Source organism: Brevibacillus sp. AG162 (assembly GCF_006715575.1).
Lineage (GTDB): Bacteria > Bacillota > Bacilli > Brevibacillales > Brevibacillaceae > Brevibacillus > Brevibacillus brevis.
The window spans coordinates 799,611-820,269 of record NZ_VFNO01000002.1 but is presented as its reverse complement, the minus strand read 5'-3'; the positions used below and the strand labels follow the sequence as shown (position 1 = coordinate 820,269).

Here is a 20,659-nt window from a genome sequence, read left to right as displayed (position 1 = left end):
ACGATGGAGCTTGGCGGTTTTTGTTATACATGGTTTGGAAGGATTATGCAAACTTTACATCAAATTTACACAATGTTCAGATTCTTAATGTACGATTTTTAGAGAGCTACTTCCGAATGATCGTGAGGAGGAATGATGCGAGGATGTTGAAAAAGAGAGTAGGTTCTTCCCGATGGCCGAAGCTGGCGCTAATCGCTGCGGTTATGATAGGAACGGTTTTACCGACCGGGTGGATGCCACAGGCAAAAGCTGCGCGGGCTGATCATGTGGTGATCAGCGAGGTGTATGGGGGTGGGGGGAACAATGACGCCCATTTCAAAAATGATTTCATTGAACTGTATAACCCGACAGACACAACGGTTTCGGTTGGCGGGTGGTCCGTTCAGTATGCTTCCGCTGAGGGAACGAAATGGGCTAAGACAGACTTGACTGGAAGTATAACCCCCTATGGATTTTATTTGGTTCAGCTAGCATCATCGGGTTCAACAGGGGGAGAACTACCTACTCCTGACGATACGGGGTCTCTGAACTTGTCAGGGTCAAAAGGGAAGGTTGCGCTGGTCAGTGATGGTGTCATTCTAACAGGAACAGATGTCACCTCCCAAGCAAGTGTCGTGGATATGGTCGGATACGGTGCCGCGAATTCATCTGAGGGCAATTCACCTGCACCAGCTACTACAAACTCGAACAGCGCCCAGCGCATTAGCGACGCCAGTGGCATTGTACCAAACGGAGGAAATGGCTGGGATACGAACAACAACGGCAACGATTTTATCACAGGGGCACCTACCCCGAAAAACACGCAAAGCCCAGTAGAACCACCGCTGCCAACAGACGTGACGGACAAGCCGAACGCTACGGAACTTATTTTTGATCATACCGATCCTACCCAAGCAACAATTCGCGGCTATGTCGGTCAAGGGCGGACTATTAAGGTTTATGCGAGTCAGCCTACAGGAACAGGTAGCGACACTCCTTTGGCAACGCAAGATTCGGATGCTTCCGGACTAATCGAGCTGACTTTTGCCAATCCCGATCCAAATGCACAGGGAGTCTATCTCACCGCAACCGAAGGGAGTAAGAAGGAGAGTGCGAGCATCGAGCTGAGGCCAGCTGCTACAAGTCCAGTTTTGATCCAGGATAAAGTCAGCCTGCAAGCGGTGAACGGTGCGGGCGAACTGCGAGGAGAAGCAGGAGCGGCAGCAGGGAATGCGATCTTGCGCGCATACGATCCGCAAAAACAACCGCTGATGCTTAGTAGCAAAGAAACAGGAACGGCACAGGCAAACGGGTCATTTTCCTTTACGATTCCAAACATCGATCAGCTGGATCATATCCTCGTAACGCAGCAAACAGCTGGGGAATATGGCAAGTCGTTTGAGAGCCCGGAAGTTAGCGTTACTAAGTCAGCAGTGGGTTCGACTACGATTGCTGAGGCAAGAAACACCCCGGTAGGAACGAACGTGATTGTCGTCGGAACGGTGACGGCGATGTTCGAAGCGGGCGGACAAAATAACGTGTATTTCCAAGATGAGACGGCAGGACTTGTACTTCGTGCGTCAGGGCTGACTGGCAAAATTGAGGTAGGAGACAAGATCCGAGCTACTGGAAAAATGAGTGACTACCATGGACTGGCTCAACTCGAAGCGCTCACCAATAATGTGGAAATCGTGCAAAAACAAGCGGGTGTGCCTAGTCCGCAAATCGTGACATCCACTGATTTTGCGGCTGCTACAGGAGAGGCTTTGGAAGGCAAGCTGGTGACGGTAAAGGTGGTTACCGTCAAATCGGTATCAAGCGGCAATTACACGCTAGAGGATCAGCACGGTACGTTTGTGTCTCGACCGGATGCCTCTCTTTCGCTTCCATTGAACAAGAGCTATGCAGCTATTACAGGCGTGGTGAACTACGACCGCAATGTATACAAGCTGGTGCCGCGCACTGTCGCTGATCTCGTAGAGGACGAGAATAAAGTCCCTATGGTCACAGCGAGCCCAGCAGGTCCTATGGTGACACAAGGAACAAAAGTAACGCTCTCAACGGCATTGGCTGACACTACGATCTTCTATACGATAGATGGTTCGACACCGAGCAGAGGGAGCATCAAGTATACGGGACCGATCCAGGTTGACGTAGATACGATCCTTTCAGCCATAGCCGTCAAGGATGGCTACACAGACAGCAATGTAGCGACCTTCCGCTATGTGATTCAAAAAGACAACATTCGGATTCATGATATCCAAGGAACGTCGCACCGATCAGCGATGGCCGATGGAACGGTGACGAATGTTCCGGGAATCGTAACGGCTGTTGTCCGAAGCGGCAGCAATGTACAAGGCTTTTATATGCAAGCCCCGCAACCGGACGCAGACCCATTTACCTCCGAAGGCATTTACGTTTACGAGCCAAAAGCAGCGGTCAACCCTGGCGATGAAGTCACCGTCAGCGGAACCGTCAAGGAATACGTGCCATCGAACAGAGCGGGTACAGACCTCACCCAGACGCAAATTGATGCAACCTCGTACGCAGTTGTCAATCCAGCAAAGGGACTCCCTGATCCACTCATTCTGGGCAAAGACAACTACGAATATCCAAAAGGAATTATCGACAACGACAGCCTCGGCAAATTCGACCCGGATCAAGACGGCATCGACTTCTGGGAAAGTCTCGAAGGCATGCTGGTGCAAATCGACAATCCAATTGTGGTTGGCGAAACCAAGACGTTTACCAATCCACGTGCAACGGAATTTGTCGTCATCGATAACGAGGCCCATCCAAGTCAGCCGCGTACACCAGCTGGCGGAGTGGTACTCGAAGCCAATGATTTTCACCCTGAACGCATCACGGTATCGGACAAACTCGAATCGATTACCGGAGAGGTAAAAGTCGGCGACAAATTTGACGGACCGCTGGTAGGCATCATTGACTACAGCTTCGCGAACTACAAGCTGTTCCATACACGCGAATTTACGGTACAGGCAAGCCATTATGAGCCGCCAGTGACGAGTATTTCCCCAAAAGAAGACAAGCTGACAATCGCTACGTACAACATCGAGAATTTCTCGGCAAAAACCGATTCCGCTAAAATCAATCGCATCGCCGAAACGATCGTGGACAACATGAAGGGACCGGATATTATCGGTGTGGTGGAAATGCAGGACGATAATGGGCCGACAGACAATGGGCAAACAGATGCTACACAGTCTGCGGACGCATTGATCAAGGCGATTGAAAACAAAAACGGCCCGACTTACCGATACACGGATATCGCGCCACAGAACAATCAGGATGGCGGACAGCCAGGAGGAAACATCCGTGTTGGTTTCTTCTACAATCCAGAACGGGTACAGCTGGCAGAAGGAACGCCAGGAGGTGCGACAGATGCGGTGCAAATCGAGACAAGAGATGGCGTGGCGCATCTTTCCGTCAATCCAGGGCGGGTAGATCCGACCAACGAGGCGTTTGCTTCGAGCCGTAAGCCACTGGCAGCGGAATTCATTTTCCAAGGCGAGCCGGTCATTGTCATCGCCAACCATTTCAACTCCAAGGGTGGAGATCAAGCGCTGTTTGGAAAAGATCAGCCGCCACAGCTGGTGAGTGAAGTACAGCGCATGAAAATTGCCCGTGTGTTAAATAACTTTGTAAAAGACATCCATGCGGCGGAAGCGAAAACAAATGTTGTGGTGCTGGGTGATCTCAACGATTTCCCGTTTTCGAATCCGGTGCAGGAATTGGCAGATGGCGTTTTGACCAATATGGTGGAGAAACTGCCGAAGGGTGAGCAGTATACGTACGTGTACCAAGGGAACTCTCAAGTCTTGGATCAAATTTTGGTCAGCAACCACTTAGAGGATAACACAAAGGTTGATATCGTTCACATCAACGCTGGCTTGACCGAGAGCGAGGGACGTGTGAGTGATCATAACCCTGTCCTTGTACAGCTAGACTTGAAGGATCGCGGCACGCCGGAAAAAACAGCAAAAGAAGTGGCAGACAGCATCACGCAGCTTACACAGCCAGCAGCGGGTGAGACACGCTTGAAGCTGCCAGAGGTACCTACAGGCTTTACCATCACGATCAAGTCGTCAAGTGATACAGCGGTCATTGCGCTGGACGGCAAAATTACGCCGCCAAATCGCCAGACGAATGTAGACCTGATTTTGGAGGTCACACGAGCATCCGACCAATCGACAGCAGAGACCAAAGCATTGACCGTCCAGGTTCCAGCCAAGCCAGACTCACCGCCGCCAGTTACACCGCCAGACAGAACACCGACACCAGACTCGCAGCGAGATTTGAACAAACAAGCGGCTCAAGTCATCTCCGCAAGTAACGAGGAGAACACCATTTTAGGACAGGTGGATCAAGTACTTAGTCATCTAGAAAAACTTCTGGATGCCGAGCAATGGACGCCGACTGAGAAATGGGAGACAGTCACCGATACGATCACGACTGTACTCGAGGCAGTAGCCGAGCAGGCCGAGCGAGGAACCATTAGTGAAGAGTCGCTCCAAGATGTGACGAAGAGCTTTTTGGACAAAGCATTTGACCCGCTCACAGAAGATGGCATCGAGAAGGAAGAGCTTGCCCGTCTGGCACTTGCTTCTTTGACGAGCTTGGCGAAAACAGCACTGGAGCCCCTCGATGAAAAGGATATTTCCAAAGAGGTAGCCAAGCATGTCCGTACGCTGGCGGAAGAGCTTTTGAAAAAGCTTGGCACTGTCGTCATTGAAGATGGGGATGAGATCAAGGCAGATGACGAACAAGTAGATGAACTTCTAGACGTACTCGGGGAATTCATGAAAGCAATCGAGTCCGTGAAAGACAAGATCGGCTTTGCTCCGGTGCTTTTCGTTCAAGTGGAAGAAAGCGATGACGATTCGATCGACACGCGTTCTCGCAAGGAAGAATCAAAAGAACCTACGATAACCATGGAGCAGAAGCTGATTGAGCAATTGAAGGAAAAAGAGGTAGGAATCCGAGTCACCTTGGATAGTGAAGCATGGGTAGAAGTGCCGGGCGCATACTTTGCTGCTGAGCGTGCACGAGAGTTTGCCCTCTCCCTGACAGAATCAGATGGAAACAGCTGGAAGGGTGTCCCGAACCCGGGCGAAGCTTATCAATTGCAAGCGTGGAGCAAGGGTAAAAAGCTGACAAGCTTCGGAAAAGCAGGCTTTATGCTCGGGCTACCAGTCGCCGAAGAGGCAAGCGAAAAGCTCCAAGCCTACGTGTTCCGAAGTAATATGTGGAGACCAGCTATGGGACTTAAGGGAAAACCGATCAAAGTGGAAAAAGAAGGGGATGTAGGGATCTTTACAGTGGCGACGGCTTCCTCTTATGTTGTCGGAGAGACTGCCCTGAAAAGGATCGAGATCGCGCCGAAATCTCTCAAGCTAGCCCAAGGCGAGGAAGCACAGCTCAAGGTGATGGCGATTCTCGGTAATGATGCGGAAGAAGACGTTACTGAAGCGGAGGGTATCGAGTTCACATCAAGCAAGCCCGAACAGGTAGAGGTTGATGAGACGGGGCGTATTCTTGTCTTGGATGATGCCAAACCAAGAACAAGAGTGACCATCACGATCAGCTACGCTGGCAAGACAGCGAAGGTAACTGTCACGGTTAAGAGCAATTGACTAAAGGGAAAACGGGTTGGGAGATAGCTTCCCAGCCCGTTTTTTGTTGTGGAAATGGATTAGAGACGTGCCATCCCCATTGCTTTTTCAACTTTGTACAGCATCTCGTTCGCGACTTTATTCGCTTTCTCTGCCCCGGCAGTCAAGATATCATCCAGCTCGGAGGAGTGGAACAGCTGCTCGAAGCGTTCTTGGATCGGACGGAGTGTTTCTACGACAACTTCGGCCAGCTCGGTTTTGAATGCGCCGTAGCCTTTGCCCTCGTACATCGCTTCGATCTCATCCAGCGTTTTTCCAGAGCAGAGGGAGTAGATGGTCATGAGGTTAGAGACTGCTGGCTTTTCTGCTTTGTCATAACGCACAACGCTGTCGGAATCCGTTTGTGCGCGCTTGATTTTTTTCGTGATGGTGTCTGCATCATCCAGCATGGAGATGAAGGCGCCTTGGTTTGGATCGGATTTGCTCATTTTCTTGGTGCCTTCAGCAAGAGACATGATGCGTGCGCCAGTCTCCGGCAGGCGAACCTCTGGAATGGTGAAAATGTCGCCATAACGGTTGTTAAAACGAGTGGCTAGATCACGAGTCAGCTCCAGATGCTGCTTCTGGTCTTCGCCCACAGGGACGAAATCAGTGCCGTACAGCAAAATATCAGCAGCCATCAATGGAGGATAAGCCAGCAGACCGCCTGGAATGGATTCACCGCGTCCATCGGATTTGTCCTTGAATTGGGTCATGCGCTCCAATTCACCCAAGTAAGAGGTACACAGCATGATCCAGCCGAGCTTGGCATGGGCCGGTACTTCCGATTGGACGAACAGCGTCATTTTGTTCGGATCGAGGCCAACTGACAAATAGAGAGCCGCGAGACGACGAATGTTTTCGCGCAGAACGGCAGGCTCCTGTGGAACGGTGATGGCATGCTGGTCTACGATGCAGTAAAAGCAGTTGAACTGATCTTGAAGCGGAACGAAGTGTTTCATCGCGCCCAAGTAGTTCCCGAGGGTCAAAATGCCGCTCGGTTGAATGCCGGAAAAGATTGTTTTCATGGGAAAGCTGCTCCTTTCAATGTTAGATGCGAGTTTAAAAAGTTGAGTTCAAAAAGTCGATTTTTTGAACATCCCCTTTAAAATACAAAAAGGTCCATCCGCCCTGGACAGGGACGAATGAACCGTGGTGCCACCCTTGTTATTTCGCGTACGGAATCATCCATACGCAAAATCTCTTTAATCCGTACCGTTTCTGTGCAAAACAGCTTGATACGGTGTCCATTGTAACGTACGGACGTAACGCCAAAGCCTACTGCCGCCATAAGAGCGGGTTCGGTTTGGAGCTCGGAAGCCCATTCATCATTTCCTTAACACTGATTCGCACCAACCATCAGCTCTCTGAAGTCTCGAAAAATGACTACTCTTCTTCCTCATTGCCATCAAATGATACCCTTTGAGCAAACATTTTACATAGAGTGGAATAAAAAAGCAAGTGGGTCTTGACAAGAAAAACCAAAAGTTGTAAAAGTAACTCAACAGTTATATAACTAATGAGTTATTTTTGAGGGTGAGAAAATGACCAATGACAAATTATCGAAAGGGGAGCTTAGTCGCAGTCGGTTGCTTGCGTCGGCAGCTTCTGAGTTCGCGGCAAAAGGCTTTCATCGTACTCGGGTGAGTGACATTGTGAAAGCAGCAGGCCTGACTCAGGCGTCGTTTTACCAGTATTTTGACAGCAAGGAAGGCTTGTATCAGCAGTTGACGGACACATTCGTCACCAAGCTGTGGGAATTGGCGGACAGCGGTCAAAAGGTAACGGCCTTGACGAAGACAGATGTCTTCCATCAGGTACGGGAAAACTTGCTCGCCTTGTTCCGATTTTTTCAGGAGCAGCCTGACTTGACCCGGATCGTGCTGTATCAGGGAGAAGAGGGCGAAGAGCTGCATCGTAAGCTGGCTTCGATGGTTGCTGTCAACTTGCGACAAAATCAGACTGCGGGGCACGTCCGTGTCGAGTTGTCTGTGGAGGTAGCGGCAGAGGCAATGATCGCAGTCGTAGACCGTATGACGACGCGGTATTTGCTGACGGGCGAAAAAACAGCGGAGCAGCTAGCGGACGATGCGGTATCTTTTTTGGCATATGGGATCTTGCAGGCAAATGAATAGGAAGAGGGTGCTTGTATGCTGGAGCTGTCCCATCTGATTTGGCTGTTTTTAGTCGTTTTCATGTTTCATGATCTCGAGGAGATCGTGATGGTAGAAGGTTGGGTGCGAGCCAAGAAAGACATCATTAGACAGACTGTGCCAGAACGGCTTATGAAGTTGATTGAGCCTTCGCTTTCGATGAGCACAGCGCAATTTGCCGTCGCAGTCTCTTGTATTTTCGCCGTTTTATCGGCAGCGGTCATCCTGACTGTCACGACACTTTCGGCTGGAACGTACCTCCCGTTTTTTCTGGTTTGTCTGCACGTGATGTTTCTTCATGTTTTCATGCATGTTGGTCATACCGTTGTCCTTCGTACGTACACACCTGGTGTGGTGACGGCAGTGGCATTCGTTTTGCCGTATAGTGTGTATGCGTATGATCGATTGCTTGAAGCTGGGCTTGTGACGTGGCCGTTGATTTGGAGCACGTTGCCGTACAGCTTGTTGATCATCCCTGTTTTGTATGCTGCACACCGGATTGGGGAGGCAGCAGGTAAAATGATCCCCCGATGAGAAAAAGAAAGGGAGTATGTTATCCTAGGAGAAAGAGATTGGTGTGAAAGAGGGAATTTTGTTGAAGCTGCGACTAGGCGTAATAGGCGCGGATGATTCACTTGCTATCATCGAATCAGTCATGCGAGAGTTTCCCGAAATTGAATACTTGCCGATTGTCTATTGGAAAGAAGAAGAGATCCTCGATCTGATCATGCCACATGTGGATGAGGTGGATATGTGGCTTTTCTCCGGACAGGTCCCTTATGCCATGGTGAGCGAGTCAGGCAAGGTCCAAGTGCCGATGGCTTATGTGCCTCATCTCGGTGCGAGCTTGTACAGAACCTTGCTTCATCTATCCCATCAATTGGGAATCCGGGTGGATGAAGTCAGCTTTGATACATTTTCACCAGAAGAACTGGAGCATTTTATGGACGAAGCGGGCATCGCTGGTGGCTACAAATGGCTCAAGCATTACGAGGGAGCGATCTCAGCCGATGAACTGGCGGATTACCACGAACAGCTTTGGAGGGCAGGCAAGACAAAGGTGGCAGTCACCTGCTTGCGGACAGCAGATGTAGAGCTGGTACGGCGAGGTGTCCCTGTACATCGGGTCGTGCCGACACGCGCAGGTGTGATTTCGGTCATTCACATGCTTTTGCGAACGCACGAGATGCTTCACTTCAAAGATACCCAAATTGCCGTGCAGATGATGGAGATTGATCCATTTCGCGAGCTTGCCGGTGGCAACTTTTCCACAGATGAATGGCAAAACGCCGAGATCAAGACGATGGAAAAACTGCTGCGCTACGCGAAGCATTTGCAAGGCTCACTGAAGACAGCGGGTCCCGGACGCTACGTCATTTTTACAACGCGGGGGAATTTGCAAGAAGTTACTCGTAATTATTCGACAATTCCCGACTTAGATGAGATGTTCGGTATTCGTGCTGATCTGGTAACGTGTGGGATCGGGATTGGCAAGACCGCTTATGAAGCGGAAATCCACGGTGGCGCGGCTCTCTTGCACGCCAAAGAGCGAGGTACCGGCAACTGGATGGTCTTTTTCGATGACAAAAGCGTCGTGGGGCCGCTTGGGCGAGACGAACAGCTCACGTATCGGTACGACTCAGAGAAGCTGCAAGCGCTCAGCCAGCTTACCTCACTCAGCGTCATGACGCTGGCAAAGCTCGATTCCATACTGAAAAAGCGCGGGTCTCAGGAGATTCACGCCCATGAATTGGCTTCGCACCTGCAAATATTGCCGCGAAGTGCCAGACGTATCCTGATTGAACTGGAGTCAAAGGGCCTCGCGCAAGTAATTGGGGAAGAAAATCCGCACCCGCGGGGCAGACCACGCAAGGTGTATCGGATTGTATGGCAAGCCTAATTGTAATAAATTTACCAATTAATCATTTCTTTCAGGAAATGATTTTTTTGTCGTTAAAAAATTGTTCTCAAATTCACATTTATGACAAATAATAAGAGATGTAAACAACTATGAACTTACATAAAAAACAATAATTTCCAAGGAGGAATTAACAAGTATGAAAAAATCGGTTTTTGCAGTAACACTCAGCTTCGCATTAGGTACCTCCACATTCCTGCCGCTAGCTGCGCAGGCAGAATCCGAAAGCATCGTCTATAGCGCTGAGTGGGATACCCCCGAATTTATCGGAGAAGAGTTCGAGGCAGAAGATCTGGATGGCGAAGACAAAGTTTGGGGATTCCTGGAGCAACATCAAGATTCCTTCCGCATTGATGGAGAAGTGAGAGATCACTTTAAAGTGCTTGATGAAGTGACAGACAGAGAGACAGACATGACTCACTACCGTGTACAAGAAATGTACGAGGGCATCCCGGTCTATGGTTATCAGCAGACGATTCACGTAAACGAGGATGGAAATGTAACGGCATTCCTCGGGAACTACGCACCTAACTTGTCAGACAATGACAAGCTGACGAAAAAACCAAAGCTGAAGGCAGATAAGGCAGTCAAAGAGGCCATCAAGGATTTGGAGGATGAGATCGACGAAAAAGTGGAGAAGTTCGAGGTGAAGCCAAAAGGGAACCTCTATATCTACATCCACGAAGATGAATCGTATTTAGCTTACGAAGTGGAGCTGAATTTCCTTGATCCGCTACCAGGACGTTGGAAGTATTTCATTGATGCGCATTCTGGTGATGTGATTAACAAATACAATATGCTCCATGAGATTACAGGAACGGGCACAGGGGTACTAGGTGACTCCAAATCGTTCGAAGTAACAAAAGTAAGCAATACCAACTATACAGCGAAAGATACGACGCGCGGCAAGGGAATCGAGACGTACAACGCACGGAACAGATATACCCTCCCAGGCACTCTTGGCTCTGATACCGATAACAAGTGGACAGATGGAGCACTTGTTGACGCGCATGCCTATGCACAGGCAACTTACGATTACTACAAAAACGAACATAACCGCAACAGCTACGATAACAATGGTGCGAAAATGATCTCCACTGTCCATTACGGTAGCAACTACAACAACGCATTCTGGAACGGCGTACAAATGGTATACGGGGATGGAGATGGAAGCGTATTCCGCCCATTGTCCGCTGGCTTGGATGTTGTCGCACATGAATTAACACATGCCGTTACAGAAAAAACAGCGAATCTGATCTATCAAAACGAATCGGGTGCGTTAAATGAATCTATCTCTGACATCTTCGGGGCAATGATTGACAACGATGATTGGCTGATGGGCGAAGATGTCTACACGCCAGGAACGCCTGGAGATGCACTGCGCTCTCTCGAAGATCCGACAGTGGCTGGCGATCCTGACCACTACAGCGATCGATACACAGGTCCAAATGACAATGGAGGCGTACACATCAACAGCGGTATCAATAACAAAGCGGCATATCTCCTCGCAGAGGGTGGTTCACACCACGGTGTAACGGTTACAGGCATTGGTCGCAATGACACAGCAAAAATCTACTACTACGCTCTAACAAACTACCTCAATCCAAACTCTAATTTCTCCGCTATGCGACAAGCAGCTATTCAATCCGCAACAGTCCTTTTCGGTGCTAATTCCCAACAAGTAGAATCTGTAAAAGATGCGTATGATGCAATTGGTGTGCAATAATCACTAAAATATTTTGTGACACGAAATATTTGTCGTACTATTAGAAATTGTCTTGCTCCTCTTGTGGGGCAAGGCAATTTTTTGTATGTTGGTGGTAATTTACCTCGTATATATAGGGAGTTGGAAAGGAGTATCCCATGGATCATTTAAAAAACATAGTGAGACACCATTATGATATAGACGCTGTTGATGTGACCCCTCAGCAAGGAGGATGGTCGGCGCTTGCTTATAAAGTCATCAGCGACCAGCATTGCTATTTCTTGAAGGTCTATGAAAAAAGCAGAGCATCTACGCCCAAGTGGACAGCGCTGATCGATAAGTATGTTCCCATTATCCAGTGGCTATCACGCCAGACCAGACTGCAAGGCAAACTTCCAGTTCCGCTGCTGACAAGAAACGCCGCGTATAAACATGAAGACGACATGGGCATCTATCAGCTGTTTGCCTATATTGAGGGGAAAACCATTGGGAACCAAGCGTTACACTCGTTGCAAGTTCGCCAGCTAGCAGAAATCATAGCGGAGTTGCATTTGTACGGGGAAGAAATCCCGGTCAATACGGCTGCAATCAAGCAAGACTTCCGCATCCCATTTGCCGAGCAGTTTCGAGAAATGCTGAACGAAGATATCCACCGTCTGCCGGACGATGTGAATGAAATCGTCAAACCTTTTGTAAACGTACTGGCTGACCGCATGAATCAGTTGGAGGTGATTGGAGACGAATTGCGAGGCAGTGAGATGAAAATGAAACTTTGCCATACGGACCTTCATAACTGGAATCTGATGCAATCTGGTCAGCAGCTTATTCTCATAGACTGGGAAGGATTGAAGCTGGCTCCGGTAGAAGCAGATCTGATGTTTTTGGTAGAGGAGCCTTTTTTTGAGGAGTTTATGGCTATCTATCGGAAAACACATACAAATTATGTGATCAATCGACAAGCGTTGGAATTCTATCAAATCCGACGTGCGTTGGAAGATATATGTGAATTGCTAGAGCAGCTCTTGTTTGATGAGCAGGAGGCAGGGGATCGAGTAGAGACGATCGGGCATTTGAAAGGGGAATTAAGGAAGATTGATAGGAGGATCATATGATCGACGTTACCTACCTGAAAAGATTATTCTTGAATAGAGGTGAAGATCTAGACATCAGATTGGCTGAAATTGGTGATTTGCTGGAGTATGGAACCCATGATCCGAATGACGTGATAACATTTACAGAGCATGCCTTAGACCTTGCAATTGCAGAAGAAAACTTTGATGTAAAGGAAAGGTTGTTTTATCTACTCATGAATGCAGTAACATATCAAGGTGTCGCAAGAAATGTAGAATGGGATCCATTAGCAGATGTTCTGCCAACACTAGACGATGCTATCCTTGATTATGCATTATCCATCCTTGGTTGTTCAAAAAACCGAAAATTTATTAAAGTAATGGAGCCTTACTTACATTCTCCGAACGATTCTATTAGGGAAACTGCGGCGGAAGCATTGGAGGACATCAATTATAACGTAGAAGGATCTCCATAAGGAAATCAGCGAAAGTAGACGAGATGGGAAATACCCTCATGACAAATGATTCTTTTCTATCTAAACCTAAAATCGAACAGCTATTGAGAGAATCTGGCTTTACGAATAGAAGCAGGTTTCATTCTACGGGACTTTTTGGGGGGATGGATTTGTCATGCGGAATGAGGAGATGCGGCAGTCTAGGACTTTATTTCGGGGTCCAAGGTTGCCGCCTTTTCAAAATAGACAGACTATTATACAATTAAGGACATAACCGTTAATCAACCGTTATTGGCTCTACATAGAAGGAGGAGTGGCGCGTCATGATCAATTCGGATCGATTGTGGGATCGATTGGGACAGCTTGGCAACATTGGGAAGCAAGAGGCGGGCGGCATCACCCGGTTGTCTTTTACGCCTGAGGAACGGGCGGCAAAGGATCTCGTCACAGGCTTTATGAAGGAAGCAGGTCTCTGCGTTCGCGAAGATGAGGTCGGGAATTTGATTGGGCGAAAAGAAGGGAAAAATCCGGCCGCTCCTGTCGTTTTGGTTGGCTCGCATATCGACTCCGTACCAAATGGCGGCGATTATGACGGCCCACTTGGGGTACTGGCTGGTGTAGAAGTTTTACAGACGATGCAGGAACAGGGGATCGAAACAGAGCATCCGATCGAAGTCATCGCGTTCACGGATGAAGAAGGAACGCGTTTTGGTTACGGGATGATCGGCAGTCGCGGTATCGCGGGTCTGATCAAGCGTGACGAGCTGGAACAAGCAGACAAGAATGGGATCTCGATTGCCGAAGCCATGCGGCAAACGGGACTTGATCCGGACCGCACCAGTCTCGCTGCCAGAACTCCCGGAAGTGTGAAAGCGTATGTAGAGCTACATATCGAGCAAGGCAAGGTACTGGAGAGCCGCGGACTATCTGTCGGGATCGTGACAGGAGTAGCGGGTCCGCTCTGGTTGAATTTCGTGCTAGAGGGAGAAGCCGGTCATGCCGGGGCAACGCCGATGAATTTGCGCTGTGATCCGATGGCAGCCGCCGCTCAGGTGATGCTTGCCATTGAGGAAGAAGCCGGACGGACTGGAACCAGCGTAGGGACGGTTGGAAGACTGCAAGCTTTCCCTGGTGGAGTGAATGTCATTCCGGGACGAGTCGAGTTTTCGCTTGATTTGCGCGATGTGGATGAAGCGATCCGTGATGAAGTGGAACAGCGTATTTATGAACGGGCAAAAGCGATCTGTGCTAATCGCAATGTGACGTTGAAAGTAGAGCTGCTGCAACGCATAGCTCCTGCTGTATGCTCGGACGATATCCAGAATGCTGTAGCCGAAGCGTGTGAGGCTGAAGGCTTGGAAGCATTTAGACTGCCAAGTGGCGCAGGGCATGATTGCATGCAGCTAGTTGAGCTGTGCCCGGTTGGGATGATTTTCGCTCGTTCCAAGGATGGCATTAGCCACAACCCGGCAGAGTTCACGACAAAAGAGGATTGTGCGAACGGAGCGCAAGTACTGTACCGAACCGTTTTATCCTTAGCAAAATAGGCATAAGAGATAGTAAGTGGGGGAGCCACGTAAATCAGGAGGAGAGCGGCGATGACAGCAACAGCAGTGGGAACGCTTAATAAGGCGGTCGAAGAAATCAAGGATCAGGTAATCGCGTGGAGACGGTATTTGCACGAGAATCCGGAATTATCCTTCCATGAAGAAAAAACAGCACAGTTTGTATACGAGACACTGCTTACCTTTGGCAATCTGGAAGTGTCCAGACCGACGAAAAACAGTGTGATGGCCAGATTGATCGGTTCCCAGCCTGGAAAAGTGCTCGCCATGCGCGCTGACATGGACGCATTGCCGATTACGGAAGAGAATACGTTTGAATTCGTATCGAAAAATCCTGGCGTCATGCATGCGTGCGGACACGACGGACATACTTCCATGCTGCTCGGAACGGCAAAGCTGCTGTCCGGGATGAAGGATCAGATCAAGGGAGAGGTTCGTTTCTTCTTTCAGCACGCGGAGGAAGTATACCCAGGCGGAGCGGAGGAAATGGTACAGGCAGGCGTCATGGACGGCGTAGATATGGTGATTGGCACGCATCTGTGGTCGACGATGGAGTTTGGGACAGTGGGTATCTGCCCAGGTCCAATGATGGCAGCTCCTGATACGTTCTGGATCACTGTTCTTGGAAAAGGCGGACATGCGGCGCTCCCGCATGAAACGATCGACAGCATTGCAATTGCGGCACAAGTGGTGACTAACCTCCAGCACATCGTATCCCGCAATGCGGATCCGCTCGATAATCTGGTTCTTTCTGTCACACAATTTGTGGGTGGTACAACACATAACGTCATTCCGGGTGCTGTAGAGATTTGCGGGACAGTCCGCAGCTTTGACAAAAATCTGCGCGAGTCGGTTCCGGGACTCATGGAACGCGTGATCAAAGGCATTACAGAAGCACACGGCGCGGGGTACAAGTTCAAATACGAATTTGGCTATCGCCCGGTCATCAACGATGCTGAAGTGACGAAATTGATGGAAGAGGTCGTCGAAGAATCACTGGGAGCAGAATGGGTAGAGCATATGCGTCCAACCATGGGTGGCGAGGATTTCTCCGCCTTCCAGCAAAAAGCGCCAGGCTGCTTCTTCTACGTCGCTGCCGGAAACAAAGAAAAAGGCATCACATATCCACACCACCATCCACGCTTTACGATCGACGAGGATGCGCTCGAAGTCGGCGTAAAAATGTTCGTTAACGCGGCAAGAAAAATCGTGATGTAACGAGAGTGGCATACATGCAGAAGAGCTTCCAGTCAAGAGAGACGGGAAGCTCTTTTTGGCGTGTGAAAGGCAGTAATCGAACTCAGTGGGTGAGTTCTTTTTCTTTGGTGTGAAATGATTTTTGAATCTGCGAAATTTGTCCGGCATGGATACCCGTGTGATACATGAGGCGACCCAATGCTTCCAAAGGAGTAGAAGAGCCCAATGGCGTTTCAACGGATTTGTGCCAAGCTTCCTCCGGTAAGTCACGCATCGCATCGATCAGGTGTTGGTTGGAAGCGGTCATGAAATCAGCGAGCTCTTGCACGTTGGTAAATGTAACTTTGGTTCCGGCAGGACCGTTTTTCGTCAATAGCTCTACGTCCACTGGGATGCTCCGGCCGAAAAACCATTCGGCAAACATGTACTCGACCTCAGCGCTATGGCGCAGCATATACCCGATGGAGACTCCATTCATGCTCAAGCACAAATCTTGCTCGGGCAAGCTTTTCGCAGTCTTGTGAAAACGTTCCTGGATGGTGAGCCAAAGTGTCAATGCGGTTGAATAGGTCATGGCTGATGCCCCTCCGTTATTTTTGGGATGTGTGACCATCTCTGTTGACGTGGACAAATTTATCGGCTGTCAGGTCAATGTCGTAAGCCTGACCGAACCCAGCTACATAGCGTCCCTCAGATGGCGTCAATTCGAACAAGGAAAAATCAAGGCCGCGCAGCATATCCATCATGTTTTTTCCAAATGACTGTGCAAACAGCTCGAAGATCGCATCGTAACCGGCATTACCCAAATTCAGGGCCGAACACACGAAGCGGGCGCGCTGGCGAGCAAACAGATTGGTTGCTTTCGACTCGTCTTCAATGAGCATGACATCGACTGCCGGATTTTCTTCCATGTAGCGATAGTGATTCGCAATTTTACTAATGTAGATGTAGAACTTTCCATCGTATTTGACGAACGGGGCATAGGAGAGAAACGGTTTTCCATGCTCGTCGACCGTGCTTAACATGAGTGTCTTCATGTTCGCAGCAAACGATTGGTACTGGGCCTTCATCGCTTCCTTATCCATCGCTTTCATACGAGCACCTCACTTGTTTAATTTGCTTTTTTCAGTACGTGAATCCTTGGGCTAGCGCTGTCTGGTGTGTACTGAATCTCGGTTTCGACACCGTACACGCTGCGAATCAGCTCCATCGTAAGCACATCTTGAGGTTTTCCAAAAACACGCAGGCTTCCGTCTTTAATCACACAAATTTTATCGCTGTAGGCGCTGGCGTGATTCAAATCATGCAGCACCATGACAACCGTCAGCTTCAAATCCTGATTCAGCTTGCGAACGAGCTCGAGTACATCCAGTTGATGGGCGATGTCCAAATAGGTAGTTGGTTCATCGAGCAACAAAATTTTCGGTCGTTGGGCCAAAGCCATCGCGATCCATGCACGCTGTGCTTCCCCGCCAGACAGAGAGACGAGGTAGCGGTCCTTGTAGCTGAGCATACCGGTTTGTTCCAAAGCCCACGTGACGATCTCATAGTCTTCGCCACTCAGGCGCTCAAACCATTTTTTATGGGGAACGCGACCGTATCCGACCAGTTCTCCTACGGTTACGTCTGACGGGCACGTGTTGGATTGGCAAAGCATGCACATGATGCGAGAGATTTGCTTCATACTCAGGCTGTTCAATTCTTGATCCGCAATACATACACGGCCGCTTTTACAAGGAATCAGCCGTGAAATCGCTTTGAGAATCGATGATTTTCCTGAACCGTTTGGACCAATGATCGAAACAACCTCTCCTTCTTGGATATCGAGGGAAAAGTCATGGACGATTGTGCGCGGACCGTAGCTGATGTTCAACGATTGCACCTGTAACATGTCACATGCCCCCTTTTCGCATCAAGTAAAGAAAATAAGGTCCGCCCACGATTGCCATCACAATCCCGGCAGGAATCTCCAAAGGAGCGAATGCAGTTCGACCAAACGTATCGGCAACAAGCAAGACAAGAGAGCCAAGCACGAGGCTAAACGGCAAGCAGAGACGGTAATCAGAGCCGACGAGCATGCGAGCCATGTGCGGCACGACGAGTCCGATAAACCCAACAAGGCCGACAGTCGATACCGAAACAGCTGCCAGATAGACCGCGATGATAGAAAGAGAGAGGCGCAAGCGATGCAAGTTCTGCCCTAAATTGTGAGCGACTTGTTCTCCGAGGCGTAAAATGTTTGCCTGCCTGATCGATAACAGGGCTGCGATCCACCCGACGATCGAGTAGGGAAGCATCACCATGACATCGCCCATTCCTTTTCCGGACAGACTGCCATTCATCCATTGCAGCGCACCCGGCAGCTTGTCACTGTACAGGATGGACAATAATCCGATTGCTCCGCCGAAGACAGCGTTGACTGCAACCCCCGATAATATGATGCGCACAGGTGTTAATCCACCCTGTTTTTTCCAAGCCATGGAGTAGACCATGCCTGCTGCTACTCCGCCACCAATGATGGCAGCTAGAGGTATCAAGTAAGAATAGTCGGGCACGACCAGCATGATGAACAACACCGTAACGGCCGCCCCACTGGATACGCCCGTCAAGCCTGGATCGGCAAGCGGATTTTGCATGACTGCTTGCAGGAGGGCACCTGATGCAGCGAGATTGGCCCCGATCAATAGGGCAAGAAAAATACGCGGAATCCGGATATCCCACAGGATGGTTTGACTGGCGGCATCGCCGTGTCCGAGTAAGGTTTCAATCGTTTCGGCAAGAGTGAGGCGCACGCTCCCCAGACCAATGGAGAGCAGTACAGCTACAACGAGCATGATGCAAGCTGTCACCAAGAGAGCTGCTTTCCTGTTCGGAATGTGCTGGTTCACTGGAAAAACTCCTTATTCGTTATACAGGATGTTTGCGAGCTCCTCGTAGGCAGCCGGGACTTTTACCAGAGAGGCGATCCCGAATGTGCTGTAATCGAGTGCTTTCATTTTGCCATTTTTAAATGCGCTCAGTTTTTCCCATGCGCCGTTTTTCTTCACGTCTTCTTCGAACTTTTTGGTTACCGCGTTCGGATCGCCATGCGCTACCAGTAAGATGACATCGGGATTGGCAGCTACAATCGATTCCATGTTGAGCGGCACGTATGTTTCGGTTTGTTTCAGGACATCGGAAGCGACGTTGGATGCGCCGAGATTGCGGGCAAGGCTTCCGACAAATGTATTTTCATTCATGACCATAAGGGCTTCGGATGAACCGAACAAGAACAATACTTTGGGAGCGGATTTTCCTTTGGTTGCTTCTATGATGGTTTTTTCCTTTTCCATGATGGATTGGAGAAACGCTGTTGCTTTCTCTTCCTGCTTGAACAGGCGTCCGAGTACGACGGTAGACAGTTTGAGCTCGTCGATTGAGTCTACAGGCAAGTACGCAGTGGGTAACGCAGCGGGCTTGAATTTTTTATCAATGCTCGCTTGGATTGAGGTAGGGCCGAGAATGACGTCAGGCTGAAGCTTCGCGACCTGCTCCAAATCAGGCTGGTGAGAAGTGCCGATACGCGGAACATTGTCGAGGGAGGCTGGCAGCTTGCTGCTTGTCGTCGGTACGCCTACGGGAGTGACACCCAGCTCGTTCAGTATTTCGGTAATCGCTACGGAAACGGTCACGACTTTTGTAGGTGGCTGTGTTTTGAATTGGGTGAGTAGCTCTTCTGCCTTCTTTTCATCTACGCTGATTTTGATTGTATGAAAGGCTTGTTGACTTGATGTCGACGAGTCCGGATGTGAGCTGGTAGCAGATTGTTGTGTGGGAGCTTCGGGGGACGCGGAATTGCTGCATCCAACTACACCTGTCAGTAGCAAAGCAATCATCCCGGTTTTCCATCCTGCATGTTTCAATGTACGTAGCCTCCTGAACATTTATGATAATGAGAATCAATCTCTATTGGATCGATTATGATTATATAGAGAATGATTACTATTATCAATAAGAAATTTCCATAGAAAAGAATGGCGAAAACAGGAGAAAAACCGCGGAAAAAAGAGGAAAAGTAGAGGTGTTTTGTGGTAAGAGCGAAGGCTGCCCGGAGCAACTGGATGGAGCGTTTATCATGTGGATCTGGCCATTTCGTAAGCGAGACGTCCGGGCATCCTAAGCCAGCTGGCAGCGAGAAAAAAGAAGGCGACAATGTACAGTTTGCTGCCGTCTAGCGAATCCGAAAAAGCTTCTGCCAAATCGATGTTTTCCGTTCAGCGTCTCTGATTTTGGCTAACTCGATTTTGGCATCCATAATGTCATTCATTGCCTTGGTCAAGCGGCGATCACGTTCCTTCAGGTTGTTGGTAATATAGGTTTCCTGCTTTTCTACACGTGCTAACAGCGCTAAGTAGGCGGCGTCTTGTTGCTGGACATGGGAAGCCAAGGCATGCAGCTTTTCATCCAGCTCTTCAAGAGCAGTGTGGTTCAGATCCGGATGTGAGGAAACAGGCGGGAATGCAACCGCAACGGCCGTTTCCTTTCGGGCAGGTTCAGGTGAGCTTTGCGTAGCAACCATTCGGGCAGCCTCATCTTGCGGAATGAGTTGGTCCTTCGTTAAGCTATAAAAGCGCTGAAGACACGTAATATCTACCTGCCTGTACTCCCGACGATTCTGACTATCCCGCAAAAACCAGTAGCCATGCTGTTCCAAGAGCATGCTCCACTTGCGCAAGGTGCTGGCCCCAATTCCTAACAGTCCCGCAACCTCTCTGCCACTGTACGTTCTCTCCCGTGCCAATAACTCGATAACCTCTCCCATGGAAATCCCTCCTCTGCGTAAATCCGCTCATCTCTTGCTATACCGTTTCTGTACGTCAAAATGGTTTTCCTTTTGGAATCGTGCGACAAAATCTAACAGTGTTCGTATGCAGCGCTGTAGCTTGGCGTAAATTTGCCATCAGAC

Annotated in this window: 17 protein-coding genes and 1 other annotated feature; of the genes, 10 read left to right on the top strand and 7 right to left on the bottom strand. The window is 49.4% G+C overall.

What is annotated here, in order from left to right:
- Nucleotides 1-143: 143 nt before the first annotated feature.
- Nucleotides 144-5,633, top strand: coding sequence for a chitobiase/beta-hexosaminidase C-terminal domain-containing protein (locus tag FB479_RS08695; protein WP_142064222.1), 5,490 nt, complete (start codon nucleotides 144-146; stop codon nucleotides 5,631-5,633).
- A gap of 59 nt (nucleotides 5,634-5,692) precedes the next feature.
- Here FB479_RS08695 and trpS read toward each other — a convergent pair whose 3' ends face one another.
- Nucleotides 5,693-6,679 (bottom strand): tryptophan--tRNA ligase, encoded by a 987-nt coding sequence (trpS, locus tag FB479_RS08690; protein ID WP_106655633.1) that lies wholly within the window; start codon nucleotides 6,677-6,679, stop codon nucleotides 5,693-5,695.
- A 106-nt stretch (nucleotides 6,680-6,785) separates the two neighbouring features.
- Nucleotides 6,786-7,063, bottom strand: a binding site (T-box leader).
- A 132-nt stretch (nucleotides 7,064-7,195) separates the two neighbouring features.
- Between trpS and FB479_RS08685 the strand changes: the two genes are divergently transcribed.
- The 8 genes from FB479_RS08685 (at nucleotide 7,196) to FB479_RS08645 (ending at nucleotide 15,735) form a co-directional block, all read left to right on the top strand.
- Complete coding sequence (locus FB479_RS08685) at nucleotides 7,196-7,786, top strand: TetR/AcrR family transcriptional regulator (protein WP_142064219.1); 591 nt, start codon at nucleotides 7,196-7,198, stop codon at nucleotides 7,784-7,786.
- Between the two features lie 15 nt (nucleotides 7,787-7,801).
- Nucleotides 7,802-8,338 carry an HXXEE domain-containing protein gene (locus FB479_RS08680; RefSeq protein WP_142064216.1) on the top strand — a complete coding sequence of 179 codons (537 nt, stop codon included), beginning with the start codon at nucleotides 7,802-7,804 and terminating at the stop codon, nucleotides 8,336-8,338.
- A gap of 43 nt (nucleotides 8,339-8,381) precedes the next feature.
- The gene (locus FB479_RS08675; protein ID WP_255438320.1) at nucleotides 8,382-9,704 is read left to right on the top strand and encodes a helix-turn-helix domain-containing protein; all 1,323 of its coding nucleotides are present in this window, start codon (nucleotides 8,382-8,384) and stop codon (nucleotides 9,702-9,704) included.
- A 157-nt stretch (nucleotides 9,705-9,861) separates the two neighbouring features.
- Nucleotides 9,862-11,448, top strand: a complete 1,587-nt coding sequence (locus FB479_RS08670; RefSeq protein WP_142064213.1) for a M4 family metallopeptidase — start codon at nucleotides 9,862-9,864, stop codon at nucleotides 11,446-11,448.
- A gap of 137 nt (nucleotides 11,449-11,585) precedes the next feature.
- Entirely contained in the window at nucleotides 11,586-12,539 is a 954-nt protein-coding gene (locus FB479_RS08665) for an aminoglycoside phosphotransferase family protein (RefSeq protein WP_142064210.1), read from the top strand.
- A complete protein-coding gene (locus FB479_RS08660; RefSeq protein ID WP_106655628.1) occupies nucleotides 12,536-12,973 on the top strand; it encodes a hypothetical protein in 438 nt (145 codons plus the stop codon). The genes FB479_RS08665 and FB479_RS08660 overlap by 4 nt, the downstream gene beginning before the upstream one ends.
- A gap of 302 nt (nucleotides 12,974-13,275) precedes the next feature.
- Complete coding sequence (locus FB479_RS08650) at nucleotides 13,276-14,499, top strand: Zn-dependent hydrolase (protein WP_142064208.1); 1,224 nt, start codon at nucleotides 13,276-13,278, stop codon at nucleotides 14,497-14,499.
- A 51-nt stretch (nucleotides 14,500-14,550) separates the two neighbouring features.
- Nucleotides 14,551-15,735, top strand: coding sequence for a M20 family metallopeptidase (locus tag FB479_RS08645; RefSeq protein ID WP_106655626.1), 1,185 nt, complete (start codon nucleotides 14,551-14,553; stop codon nucleotides 15,733-15,735).
- An 82-nt stretch (nucleotides 15,736-15,817) separates the two neighbouring features.
- Here FB479_RS08645 and FB479_RS08640 read toward each other — a convergent pair whose 3' ends face one another.
- From FB479_RS08640 to FB479_RS08620, 5 genes are read right to left on the bottom strand one after another with little or no spacing between them, the layout of a single operon-like run.
- Nucleotides 15,818-16,288 (bottom strand): DinB family protein, encoded by a 471-nt coding sequence (locus tag FB479_RS08640; protein WP_142064205.1) that lies wholly within the window; start codon nucleotides 16,286-16,288, stop codon nucleotides 15,818-15,820.
- A gap of 16 nt (nucleotides 16,289-16,304) precedes the next feature.
- Nucleotides 16,305-16,808: a HugZ family pyridoxamine 5'-phosphate oxidase gene (locus tag FB479_RS08635; protein ID WP_106655624.1), complete on the bottom strand. Its 504-nt coding sequence runs from the start codon at nucleotides 16,806-16,808 to the stop codon at nucleotides 16,305-16,307.
- Between the two features lie 17 nt (nucleotides 16,809-16,825).
- Nucleotides 16,826-17,605 carry an ABC transporter ATP-binding protein gene (locus FB479_RS08630; RefSeq protein WP_142064202.1) on the bottom strand — a complete coding sequence of 260 codons (780 nt, stop codon included), beginning with the start codon at nucleotides 17,603-17,605 and terminating at the stop codon, nucleotides 16,826-16,828.
- A 1-nt stretch (nucleotide 17,606) separates the two neighbouring features.
- A complete protein-coding gene (locus tag FB479_RS08625) occupies nucleotides 17,607-18,602 on the bottom strand; it encodes a FecCD family ABC transporter permease (RefSeq protein ID WP_106655622.1) in 996 nt (331 codons plus the stop codon).
- A gap of 12 nt (nucleotides 18,603-18,614) precedes the next feature.
- Nucleotides 18,615-19,616 carry a helical backbone metal receptor gene (locus FB479_RS08620; RefSeq protein WP_142064199.1) on the bottom strand — a complete coding sequence of 334 codons (1,002 nt, stop codon included), beginning with the start codon at nucleotides 19,614-19,616 and terminating at the stop codon, nucleotides 18,615-18,617.
- A 165-nt stretch (nucleotides 19,617-19,781) separates the two neighbouring features.
- On the opposite strand from FB479_RS08620, the gene FB479_RS30435 reads away from it, so the two are divergent.
- Nucleotides 19,782-19,928, top strand: a complete 147-nt coding sequence (locus FB479_RS30435) for a hypothetical protein (RefSeq protein WP_164724508.1) — start codon at nucleotides 19,782-19,784, stop codon at nucleotides 19,926-19,928.
- On the opposite strand, the gene FB479_RS08615 is transcribed toward FB479_RS30435, so the two are convergent.
- Nucleotides 19,925-20,515, bottom strand: a complete 591-nt coding sequence (locus FB479_RS08615) for a MerR family transcriptional regulator (RefSeq protein ID WP_106655620.1) — start codon at nucleotides 20,513-20,515, stop codon at nucleotides 19,925-19,927. The two genes, FB479_RS30435 and FB479_RS08615, sit on opposite strands and share 4 nt — an antisense overlap.
- Nucleotides 20,516-20,659: the final 144 nt, after the last annotated feature.